The organism is Streptomyces sp. NPDC050636, from assembly GCF_040654775.1.
Classification (GTDB): Bacteria; Actinomycetota; Actinomycetes; order Streptomycetales; family Streptomycetaceae; genus Streptomyces.
This window is the reverse complement of record NZ_JBFAIP010000151.1, coordinates 1-10,634: the sequence shown is the minus strand read 5'-3', so window position 1 is coordinate 10,634 and position 10,634 is coordinate 1. Positions and strand designations below refer to the sequence as shown.

Genomic DNA, 10,634 nt, shown 5'->3' with positions numbered 1-10,634 from the left:
CACGATGTGTACCGGACTGCAGCCGCCGTCCTTCAGTACCCGCGCGGCGTGCTCCACCAAGGGGCGCCCCCTGTGGTCGAGCAGCGCCTTGGGGTATGGAACTCACCGTCTGGGTCGCTGACTGGCAGATGCTGACTGGCAGGTGCAGTGGTGCGGCGACCCGTTCGGCATCCGGTCGCGGGTGGCCTGGAAACTCATCGACGCCGACAAGAAGCGGCTCGCCGACGTCGTGGGCGCCGAAGCCGCCGACCGATCGGCTCCGCCGAGGAACACCACGGCGGAGCCGAGGAGTTCCGCCCAGGGTCAGGGTGCCAGGCAGCTGGCGCCCGGGATTTCGCTGGGGACTCCGGGGCTGGCGGGGTCGACGAGGGCCGTTACGTCGCCGGCGGATTCGGTGAGACAGGTAATGGTCCCTACGGGGTCCGGGACGGCGCTGGCCGGTGAGGCAAGTACGCCGAGGAACGCGAGCGTCCCGATGGCCACGGCAGTGATTCGACGCATGAACAACCCTTCTTCGTATGGGAATTGCAGCACTCGCTGGCTTCCCGTAGGTGTATTGGTGCATGCGTCGTGTCACTCGTGTGGGGCTAGCGGAACGATTCGGCATGCGATCCTGAGTGAGCCCGCGGCCGTACCCAGGGGGCTACCCATGCCCGAGAGCGCGGGGCGCCGAAGCGTGATGGCGCCTCGGAATCTGTACGGGTTCCAAGTCGTCAGGTCGCGCTAGGGGCGGGAAGGGGGCGCAGAGTTGGCGTACCGCCGCCCCCTCCTCGTGTGGGTGGCTCAGTCGATGTAGACGGAGTTGCCGAATTCTGAGACGGCGCTCTCCTCCGGGTACACCGCTTCGGTTACTTCCCCTCCACACCCTGGCTCTGAGAAGACAAGGGCGATTCCGTCAGTGTGATTGCTGACGCTGAGCGGCCAGCGGTCCGAGTCATAGCAGCCGCTGGGCTCCTCATATGCAGTGTCGTTGACGATGAGTACTCCGTCGGCCGCGTACGCGGAGCCGGGGGCGAGCGCGAGGGTGGCTGCAGCTGCAAGGGTTCCCAGTGCCGTAGCGATGCGTCGCATCAACGTCCTTTCCTCTGGCGGTAGTTAGCTTTGCCAGACTCCCCGTGCGGTCAGCCGATATGCGCAGAGCCCCCGTACGTGATTGGCGAACGATCCCTGTTCTATTTTCGGAGGCGCGAACATGCCGAGCCCTGTCCCGAAACGCAGTGATCAGCTCCAGAGGCGCAACACGAACGCGGGAGGCCGGGGGAGGATCTGGCGGAGGCGGCGCGGGTGACTCTCATGGATGCGTGCCGCAAGGCCGCGGGCGGTAGCCAGTGAGGAGCTGGCCGAAGTGGTGGCGCCCAGGAGCGCGGCGCACTTCGACCAGCGGACATCACTAGGCGTCAGGGAACAGCCTTTCCGAGATCAGCGCCCACAGCGCCTTAACCGCCAGGGCGATGGTGAACCGTTGCGCTGTTTCCCTCTGCCATGTCCTCTTCTTCTTCACTGCCGATACCTCCGCGTTTTCAGCAAACGCGGGAGGGACGCCTTTTCGGCTCACTCCCTCTCCGCAGACAGCGCATAGGGCGCGGTCCCCCACTGACGCACGGCGTCGCCCGCACGGCGGGCGGCACATTTCCCGAGGCGTTGGCTCAAAAGAGAGAGCTACGACAGCGGAACCACGCTACCGAAGGGCGAGTCGAGGTAGGTATTTTTCAGTCAGATGACATGCGCAGACGGGAATATGCCCCGAGTCCTAGGGCGCAGGTTACGAGTGCCGGTTCTCGCTCGCCTTCCTGTGGCGCTTCAGGTGGGGCCGGGGCCGCCCTCCGCGCCAAAGTGCACACCGGTGGCCAGCCGGGCCCGTGCCTGGCGTAGCGCGGCCGCATCGACCAGGTTGCCGTCCACGTCGAGCCAGGCGCCGGAGCCGTGAGCGGTGGCCGACTCGACGCGCTCCAAGAGGCGGCGGGCCGCAGCCAGTTCGCCGCAGTCGGGGGTGAAGGCGGCATTGACGACGGGAACTTGGGCGGGGTGGACCACCGAGCGGCCCAAGAAACCGCGCTCCAGGCCCCGTACGCAGTCCGCCTTGAGGCCGTCGAGATCCTTGATGGCCGGATAGACGCTCATCGGCGGTCTGGGCAGCCGTGCCGCGGCCGCCGCCAGCAGCACGCGGTATCCGGCCGCGTCCAGGACGTCCCGGTGGCCGGTGCCCAGTTCCGCCGCGAGATCGCCCGCGCCGAACGCCAGGCCTGCCACCTGGGGGTGGCCAGTGGCCAGCGCGAAGGCGCGTTCGACGCCAAGTGCGGTCTCCAGCAGCGGAATCAGCGGGACGCCGGGAAGCGAACGGCCCGCGTCGGCGAGCTGGCCGGGCCGTTCGCACTTGGGCAGGCGTACGGCCGCGATGTGTGTGCCACGCAGGGCAGCCAAGTCGTCCTCACCGCCGCCCCCCAGGGGATTGACGCGTACGCAGACCGGGCATGGGTGCCCGGCGCTCAGGAAGGCGGCGGCGGCCTCGCGCGCAGCCTCCTTGCGGGCCGGTGCGACCGCGTCCTCCAGGTCGATGACGACGGCATCGGCGCCGCTGTCCACTGCCTTGGCGAAGCGCTCGGGGCGGTCGCCGGGCACGTACAGCCAACTGCGCACCGCCCGCATCAGATGACCCCCTTGCGGCGCAGCTCGGCGCGCTGGGTCGCATCGACGCCCAGCGCACCGAGGACGTCGTCGTTGTCCGCGCCCAGCGGCCGGCCGGCCCAGCGGACCCGGCCGGGGGTGCTGGAGAGATGGGTCGGGACGCCTTGCATGGCGAGGTCGCCCAGTTCCGGGTCGGCGAGGTGGACGATGCTGCCGAGGGCCGCGAACTGCGGGTCGGCCATGATGTCGGCGGAGCTGTAGATCGGCGCGATGGCCGCCTGGGCCTTCTCGAAGGCCGCTATGACGTCCGCGGAGTCGCGCTCGCCGATCCAGCCGCCGACCACCGCGTCCAGCTCCTCGACATGTTCCGCCCGGCCCGTACCGCTGCGGAACCACGGCTGTTCGACCAGGTCGGGGCGGCCGACCAGGTGCAGTACGCGCTCGGCGATGCTCTGCGCGCTGGTGGAGACGGCCAGCCAGCGGCCGTCGCGGCAGCGGTAGGGGCAGCAGCTGGCTGGCGCGGACGACGGTGTACTCGGCCAGCCCGCCGAAGTTGGTCTCGAACCCCCAGGCCCGCTGGTCCTCGCCGAGCATGCCGTCGCGGTGGGTGGCCGGGTCCTGCTCGTCCACATAGGCGGTGCCGACCACCACATCGTCGCCGGCCTTCCAGTGGCGTACCGCCGAACCGGTCCGTACCACCACGCCCGAAGCGTCCGAACCGAGGATGTGGTACGGCAGGTCGTGCCGGGCGTCCCAGCCGCCGCGTCTGCCCATCTGCTCCAGGAAGCGGAAGGTGGGGACCGGCTCGAAGGTGGCCGACCAGACAGTGTTGAAGTTGATCGCGCTGGCCATCACCGCGATCAGCACTTCGTCGGGCGCTAACTCCGGTATGGGCACCTCGTCCACGTGGATCGACTTACGGACGTCCTTGTCGGTCACGCCGCGGAACATCTCGACGTCGCTCGCCTGGATGACCGCCGCCTTCATGCGGTCAGGCACCGGCAGGTTGTGCAGTTCTTCTCCGTTGCGGCCTTCGATCACGGCTGCCGCGAGGGTCGGGCTCATGACTTCTCCGATTTCGCAATACGGGGGGAGGGGACGGGAGGGGAGGGGGGAGGGGTGGTCAGCCTGCGACCGCCTTGAGGGCGGTGAGCACGGCGTCCGTGGTGTCGATGCGGGCGATCATCGGCAGGATCTTCTTGATCGCGAAGTCCTGGTGTTCGGCGGAGAACGTGCTGGTCGCGTCCTCGGCGACGATGACGTGGTAGCCGTGCTCGTAGGCGAACCGGGCCGTGGACTCCACCGCCAGGTTCGTGGCGACGCCGGTCAGTACGAGCTCCTCGACGCCGCGGCGGCGCATCTGGATGTCCAGCTCGGTGCCGGTGAAGGCGCCCCACTGACGCTTGGTGATGAGCAGGTCGTCGGGCTGCGGCGCGAGCTCGGCGGAGAGCTGGGAGAACTCCGGGTGCAGGGCCGGCGGGTTGTGCGGGACGTCGGCGCGCGGCTGTAGCGCGGCGCCGCCGTCGGGGCCGTGCGCCACGTTGACCAGCACTACCGGCAGGCCGGCGGCGCGGAAGGCGTGCGCCAGCTTGGCGCTGTTGTCCACCACGCGGTCGGCGGGGTGGGGCTGAAGCGGCAGGCCCAGGATGCCCTGCTGGAGGTCGAGGACGACGAGTGCGGACTTGGGGCTGAGTTCCATGACGGGCATGGGGGGTCCTTTCAACAGTGTCGAATGGCGTGCGGATACAGGTGCGTTCGCCAGGGGTGGTTGGTTCAGCCGCGGTTTCCGGCACCCCGAAGGTGCCGGGTGGTGGCGGCGTTCAGGAGAAGTACGACGCTGATGCCCGTGATCACGGCGGCCAGCAGATGGAGGCCCGAGTCGTCGGCGGAGCCGCCCACCGCGATGCCGACGAGGGCGGATGAGAGGTTGGCGCCGATGTACTGGGCCGTACGGAAAAGCCCGGAGGCGGTGCCGATCTCGTCGGCCGGCGCGGTGCGGTACATCAGTGTCTGGTTGCCCAGGCTGTTGAAGCCATTGGGCAGGCCCAGCACCGCGGCGATGATCAGCACCGCCCAGATCGGCACCGTGGAGCCGACCAGGGCCAGGGCGCCGCTACCCACGCACAGCGCCGCGGAGCCGGTGATCAGGACGAGCCGCAGCCGCCGGTCCACCAGCCGGGTGGCCCACATGGTGGTGAGGAAGCCGAGGCCCGCCACCGGCAGCATGACCAGACCCGCCTGCGCCTCGGACAGGCCGCGGCCCTGCTGGAGCCACTGCGGCAGGGCGTAGGTGACGGAGTAGAAGACGACGTAGGTGGCCGCGACGCGTGCGTACGTGGCGGCGAGCGGGCGGTTGCGGGAGACCATCCGTACGTCCACGAACGGGCGCGCGGCGCGCAGTTCACGCACGATGAGCGCGGCCGTAAGGACCACGAAGGCGGCCAGCGCCCACCACCGGGGGTTGTCCGGCAGGGAAAGCAGGAACAGCATCAGGCCGCACAGCTCGCCGACGAACAAGGCCATGCCGGGCAGGTCCAGGCCGCGGACGGTGGCGCCCAGCTCGCCGCGCCTGATGGGCTTGTCGGCGGGCAGCCAGAGCAGCGCCATGACCATGGCCGCCAGGGTGAGCGGGATGTTGATCCAGAAGATGGCGCGCCAGCCCGCGAGTTGGACCAGCAGGCCGCCCAGCGGCGGGCCGAGTGCGACCGCGACCTGTGAGGCGGCGGAGATGGCGCCGAGGCCGCCGGTCGGGGTGCTGCCCGGGGTGGCGTTCTCGGTCGCCCAGGCCCGGATCATGGACATCCCGGCCGGGTAGGCGGCCGAGGTGCCGAGTCCCAGCACGACACGGGTGGCGATCAGCCAGCCGAGGGAGGGGGCGAAGGGGGCCGCGGCGGCCGCGATCAGTACCAGGACCAGGCCGAGGCCGAAGATGCGCCGGGCGCCGAACGCGTCGGCCAGCCGTCCCATCGCCGGTTGCGCCACGGCCGTGGCCAAGTACAGCCCGGACACCAGCCAGATGACCTCGGAGCCGGCGTGGAACGCGTCCTGGATGGACAGCAACGCCACCGCGATCATCGACGAGTTGAGCGCGTTGAGCAGGGTGCCCAGCACGATCGGGGTGAGGAAGCCGAGCGGGATACGCGCCCTGGCAGTCGGTTTCTCCACGGCCGTCTGCGCGGTCGGTAACGCCACGGCACCCCCTCGGTCTTCTAGGTTTCGGACAGCAGGTCCAGCAGTTTGTTCGCGGCCGCGAGTACCTCGCGCTCCACCGGCGTCAGTCGTTTGGCCATGGCTTTGGCGAGCCACTGGTCGCGCATCTGCCGGTCGGTCTCCACCAGTTGACGGCCGACCTCGGTGATCTCCACGATCACCTGTCGTCGGTCGTGCTCATGGGGCCGGCGGGTGATCAGCCCGCGCTCCTCCAGAGCAGCGAGCTGACGGGTCAGCGACTGAGGCTGTACGCCTTCACGCGTGGCCAGTTCCTTGGGGCTGAGCGGTCCGGTGCGGACCAGATGGCTGAGCACGGAGGTGCTCGTCAGCCCCAGGCCGTGCGAGGGGCGTTCCTGACGCATGCGCCGGGCCAGTGCGGACACGCTGTCGCGGGTCTGGCGGGCCAGGTCGGCGGTCTCGTGAGTATCTTCCACAAACGAAGCTTAGCTTACAAGCCAGGCTTAACTTCTTGTCAAGATCCATCGATGCGGCGAGGGGCGGGCACGGTACTGCGAACTCCGGAAAGACCGCGTTTCACCTGCGTAAAGAACCCACAATGGCCGAAAATGGCCGGGCACTCTTGAGGGTGACCTTCCTTGCATTTACTTCGCTGTACTTACCAATGTTTGCTGGTGTTCCAGCCGCTGGGCAGGCGCCGGGGCTCCTCCCCGGGCACCGCCCATGCCGCCCGTGAGCACAAGGAGCCACGCATGACCCCCCACCCCCCCCGGGTGACGCGGACGAGCGCCGGGAGCCTGTCGGAGCCCCAGGACCGCTCGCCGGACTCCGCGTCATCGACACCGCCACCCTGTTCGCCGGCCTGTTCGCGGCCACCCTGCTCGGGGACTACGGCGCCGATGTCGTCAAGATCGAGCATCCGGACGGCGATCCGGCCCGCCGCTACGGCGCCCAGCGCGACGGCGTCCCCGTGTGGTGGAAGGTGGTGGCCCGCAACAAGCGCTCCGCCACCCTCGACCTGGACACCGAGGACGGCCAGCGCCTCTTCCGCCGGCTCGCTGCCGACGCCGACTTGATCGTGGAGAACTTCCGCCCGGCACCCTGGAGCGCTGGGGCCTGGACTACCAGACGCTCAGCGCCGACAACCCCCGCCTGGTCCTGCTGCGCATGACGGGCTTCGGCCAGAGCGGCCCGTACGCCAACCGCCCCCGGATTCGGCACCGTCGGCGAGGCCATGAGCGGCCTCGCGCACCTCACCGGTACGCCCGACGGGCCGCCCACCCTCCCCTCCTTCCCGCTGGCCGACGCGGTCGCCGGGCTCACCGCCGCCTTCGCCGCGCTCACCGCCCTGCGCGCCCGGGAGGTCACCGGCCGCGGCCAGGTCGTGGACCTCTCCATCGTCGAGTCGATGCTCGGGGTGCTCGGCGGGCCGCTGGCCACCTACGACCTGACCGGCGTCATGCCCACCCGGCAGGGCAACCGCTCCCCCCAACAACGCGCCGCGCAACGTCTACCGGACCAAGGACGACGCCTGGGTCGCGGTCTCCGCCACCACGGTCCGCATCGCCGAGCGGGTGGTACGGCTGGTCGGCCGCCCCGAACTGGCCCAGGAGGAGTGGTTCGGCACCGGCATCGGGAGGGCCCGGCACAGCGACGTACTCGACGATGCGGTCGGCGGCTGGATCGCCGAACGCACCCGGGACGAGGTCATCCAGCGGTTCGAGGAGGCACAGGCCGCCATCGGCCCGGTCTACGACTTCGCCGATGTGCTGCACGACCCGCAGCTGACGGCACGTCAATCCATCATTTCCGTCCCCGACCCGGAACTGGAGGCCATCCGCATGCCCGACGTCACCTTCCGGCTCTCCGAGACCCCCGGATCCGTGCGCACGGCCGGCCCGCGCCTCGGCCAGCACACCGCCGAGATCCTCGGCGAACTCGGCATCGGCGCCGAGGAACTGGCCGCCCTCAGCGAAAGAAGAGCCATATGACCGCCGTGGTCCACCGCAGCTACCTGTACGCGCCCGCGCACAAGCAGCGCCTGGTGGAGAAGGCGTACGCGAGCGAGGCGGACGCCGTCGTCCTGGACCTGGAGGACGCCGTACCGCTCGGCAGCAAGAACGAGGCGCGGGCCGCCGCGGCCGGGATTCTCGCGAGCACCCCGCCCAAGCCCACCTACGTACGCGTCAACGCTCCCACCAGCGGCCTGTGCCAGGACGACATCCAGGCCGTCGCCGGGCCCGGACTCGCCGCCGTACGGCTGCCCAAGGTCGACCGCCCCGAACACATCCGTGACGCCGCTGCCTGGCTGGCCGAAGCGGGCAGCCAGGCGGGCGTACAGATCCTGGTCGAATCCGCCCTCGGCGTCGAAGCGCTGTCCCAACTGGCCACCGCGTCCCCGCCGCAACTCGGCACTGAGCAGGCCGAGGGGCTGCGGCAGGCGATTCGTGGGCTGGGGAGCGGGCGGACGGTGGGCGAAGTGCTGCGGGAGGCTGCCGTGCCGGAGTGAGGCACCGTCGTGCAGCTTCTCCTGGACATGCGGGGGCGGTGCGCGGCGCGCGTGAGGCCCGGCGGCGGAGCGGCGCCGGGCTCCGCCATCGCCCCGAACCATCTCCAGGATGATCCTCAACCGAGTGGCTCGGCGCCGTCCGCCAGGACGACCTGCGCAACAACTCGGAGGTACTCGGCCCGTCGAGACGGTGATCCGGTTTGCTGGACGCCCGGGAAGAGGTGGCCCGGGAAGAGGTGGCCCGGTTGCGGGAGGAAGCGCGACCGATCAAGTGCGTTGAGCGGTAGGAGGAAGAGATGCAGCCTGGTGGGCGGGGCGTTGTCAGTGGCGACGGTTACCGTCTGCAGCATGGACGTACGAGGGATGACAATCGTGCTCAACGGCCGTTTCCGCGGCTGGACCAGGAGCGAGGCGAAGCGGCGACTGGAGGAGCTGGGCGCCCGGGTGACGGAGACGCTGTCCGGCAGGACGGACCTGGTGTTCACCGTCAACCGGTACGGGAGCACATACGAGGAGGCGGTCCGGCGCAACCTCCCGATACTCAACGACTCTGCGTTTGCGTCCCTGCTCGCCGATGGGAGCGACTCCCGCGCCGCCGACGACGGGTTCGCGCCGGGGGAGGAATCGGACCTGGTGGCCCTGCGGACGCGGCTGCTCAAGCTGGAGCGAGAGCAGGGCATCACCGAGGAGCACCGCGCCGCCACCCGCGAGGTCCGCGCCATGGAGGAGGTCTGCCTGCGCCATCCGTACGGCCATGAGGCGGAGATCAACGACTATGCGCTCAGCCCCTGTGGCCGCTATCTGGCCACTGGCACCTCGCTCGGCGACGACCACGAGGCCGGCGGCACCTTGCAGATCTGGGAGGTGGCCACGGGACGCTGTGTCAGTGTCCTGCGCGGCATCGACGGCGGCATCGGCTGGCCCGGCCACGACGGCGGCATCCAGTGGTCGGCCGACAGCCGCCGCATCGGCCTCGCGTACAACACCAACTGGGTCGGTGTCTTCGACCCGTTCTCTTCCTCTCTTGACGGCTATAAGCACACCTGGGCCCACGCCGACGCCAAGGTGGCCGACCATGCGGCACGGCCGCGGGCCTGGGCGCTGGCGCCCGACGCCGGCAGCGCCTTCGTGGCGTCCGACTCCCCGTGCGAGGTGGGCGGCTGCGTCGTCCCGTTCCTGAAGCGCAGCAGGCTGAGCTGGACGATCGGCCGCACGCGCCCCTCGCATCCGTTCCTTCTGGCCGAACGGCTGCGAGAGGATCTGCGGAACAAGGAGGAGGACGCGCACGACGATGCCGCGCTCCGGGCCGACCGGGTCCGCTGGTCGCGGGACGGCACCCGGTTGCTGGCGCAGGGCGAGGGCCGGGGCCGGCCCGAGGCATTCGTCGTCGATGTCGCTTCCGGGCAGCCGCAGTGGGTGGCCGAGATCGGCAGACCGGCCGACTGGAGCCCGGACGACCGGCTGCTGGCGCACGACCGCGAGGGGCTGTGCTTCCTCGACGCGCTGACTGGCGAGCCGACCAGAGAAGGGCCCGGGCATCAAGGGGTGACGTCGCTGCGATGGGGCATGCGCGGCGATGTGCCGCGGCTGGCGGCCCAGGTGGGCGAGGGCAACGCCGCCGGAGCGGAACCAGGCGTCCTCATCTACGACGCGGACCGCTTCCGCCACCGCCTCGACGTCACGCCCGTGGCGAAGCACCGCGTCTCCGCCCACTCCTGGGCTTGGTCCCCGTCCGGCGACGCCGGCGCCTGGCTCACCGCCGACGGGCGGGCAGAGGTGTGGTCGCTGACGGACGACGCGCCGCGGCGGCTGCGCACCCTCGACGTACCGGTCGCGAGCGGTGCGCTGCTGTGGTGCGCCGACGACGTCCTGATCGCCCTCGGCCCCACCACGCTGCGGTTCCTGCACACCGGATCCGGCGAGATCCTCGGCGACTTCACCTTCCTGCGCACACCACAGGCACCCAAGCACACGCCGCCGACGCACTGGATGGTCGAGACGCACAACTTCGCACCCGATGACACGACATGGTGCGCGGCCTTCAGTGAGGGCGTCGTGATCGCCCCGGACGGCAGAGGGCCGGAGTCGCTGGACGCGGTCCTCGCCTGGACCGTCCGCGATCGCCTGGCCTGGCCCGCGCGCTGGGGCGAACTCGACGTCGTCCGCACCGCTCGCACCGCACGCGAGCGACTTGAGCTACTCAAGTGACGTCGGCTAGCTATAGCCCTAGCTATAGCCCTAGTGACCTGAGTCGGAGATTCTCCGACAGTAGGCGGCGACTTTGTCGAGGATCTCGTCGGCGGTCTTCGTCCAGACGAAGGGTCTGGGGTGT

General features: G+C 70.1%; 9 protein-coding genes and 4 pseudogenes. 4 read left to right on the top strand and 9 right to left on the bottom strand.

Annotated features, from left to right (window positions below):
- Positions 1-84 (bottom strand): annotated as a pseudogene (locus AB0I10_RS38605) (nucleotidyltransferase family protein); the annotation flags it as partial.
- Between the two features lie 58 nt (positions 85-142).
- Here AB0I10_RS38605 and AB0I10_RS38600 point away from each other — a divergent pair.
- Positions 143-247: pseudogene (locus AB0I10_RS38600) on the top strand (hypothetical protein); the annotation flags it as partial.
- Positions 248-303: 56 nt separating this feature from the next.
- On the opposite strand, the gene AB0I10_RS38595 reads toward AB0I10_RS38600, so the two are convergent.
- The 8 genes and pseudogenes from AB0I10_RS38595 to AB0I10_RS38560 form a co-directional block, all read right to left on the bottom strand.
- Positions 304-501: a hypothetical protein gene (locus tag AB0I10_RS38595; RefSeq protein WP_363157419.1), complete on the bottom strand. Its 198-nt coding sequence runs from the start codon at positions 499-501 to the stop codon at positions 304-306.
- A 282-nt stretch (positions 502-783) separates the two neighbouring features.
- Complete coding sequence (locus AB0I10_RS38590) at positions 784-1,071, bottom strand: hypothetical protein (RefSeq protein WP_363157418.1); 288 nt, start codon at positions 1,069-1,071, stop codon at positions 784-786.
- A gap of 729 nt (positions 1,072-1,800) precedes the next feature.
- Entirely contained in the window at positions 1,801-2,646 is an 846-nt protein-coding gene (locus tag AB0I10_RS38585; protein ID WP_363157421.1) for a CoA ester lyase, read from the bottom strand.
- Positions 2,646-3,074, bottom strand: a complete 429-nt coding sequence (locus tag AB0I10_RS38580; protein ID WP_363157420.1) for a CoA transferase — start codon at positions 3,072-3,074, stop codon at positions 2,646-2,648. The genes AB0I10_RS38585 and AB0I10_RS38580 overlap by 1 nt, the downstream gene beginning before the upstream one ends.
- A gap of 46 nt (positions 3,075-3,120) precedes the next feature.
- A pseudogene (locus AB0I10_RS38575) lies at positions 3,121-3,690 on the bottom strand (alcohol dehydrogenase catalytic domain-containing protein); the annotation flags it as partial.
- A 58-nt stretch (positions 3,691-3,748) separates the two neighbouring features.
- Entirely contained in the window at positions 3,749-4,333 is a 585-nt protein-coding gene (locus AB0I10_RS38570; RefSeq protein WP_363157417.1) for a hydrolase, read from the bottom strand.
- Positions 4,334-4,398: 65 nt separating this feature from the next.
- Entirely contained in the window at positions 4,399-5,817 is a 1,419-nt protein-coding gene (locus tag AB0I10_RS38565) for an MFS transporter (protein WP_363157416.1), read from the bottom strand.
- Between the two features lie 17 nt (positions 5,818-5,834).
- Positions 5,835-6,269 (bottom strand): MarR family transcriptional regulator, encoded by a 435-nt coding sequence (locus AB0I10_RS38560; RefSeq protein WP_363157415.1) that lies wholly within the window; start codon positions 6,267-6,269, stop codon positions 5,835-5,837.
- A 359-nt stretch (positions 6,270-6,628) separates the two neighbouring features.
- Here AB0I10_RS38560 and AB0I10_RS38555 point away from each other — a divergent pair.
- From AB0I10_RS38555 to AB0I10_RS38545, 3 genes and pseudogenes are all read left to right on the top strand, one after another.
- Positions 6,629-7,784, top strand: a pseudogene (locus AB0I10_RS38555) (CoA transferase).
- Entirely contained in the window at positions 7,781-8,302 is a 522-nt protein-coding gene (locus tag AB0I10_RS38550; protein ID WP_363157414.1) for an aldolase/citrate lyase family protein, read from the top strand. Before AB0I10_RS38555 ends, AB0I10_RS38550 begins: the two are co-directional and overlap by 4 nt.
- A gap of 348 nt (positions 8,303-8,650) precedes the next feature.
- On the top strand, positions 8,651-10,510 hold the full coding sequence (locus AB0I10_RS38545) for a BRCT domain-containing protein (protein WP_363157413.1): 1,860 nt from the start codon (positions 8,651-8,653) through the stop codon (positions 10,508-10,510).
- Positions 10,511-10,634: the final 124 nt, after the last annotated feature.

Excerpts from the sequence above, each read along its gene's own strand:
- AB0I10_RS38595 (WP_363157419.1), bottom strand. The coding sequence starts at position 501 with ATGCGTCGAATCACTGCCGTGGCCATCGGGACGCTCGCGTTCCTCGGC.
- AB0I10_RS38590 (WP_363157418.1), bottom strand. The coding sequence starts at position 1,071 with ATGCGACGCATCGCTACGGCACTGGGAACCCTTGCAGCTGCAGCCACC.
- AB0I10_RS38585 (WP_363157421.1), bottom strand. The coding sequence starts at position 2,646 with ATGCGGGCGGTGCGCAGTTGGCTGTACGTGCCCGGCGACCGCCCCGAG.
- AB0I10_RS38570 (WP_363157417.1), bottom strand. The coding sequence starts at position 4,333 with ATGCCCGTCATGGAACTCAGCCCCAAGTCCGCACTCGTCGTCCTCGAC.
- AB0I10_RS38550 (WP_363157414.1), top strand. The coding sequence starts at position 7,781 with ATGACCGCCGTGGTCCACCGCAGCTACCTGTACGCGCCCGCGCACAAG.
- AB0I10_RS38545 (WP_363157413.1), top strand. The coding sequence starts at position 8,651 with ATGGACGTACGAGGGATGACAATCGTGCTCAACGGCCGTTTCCGCGGC.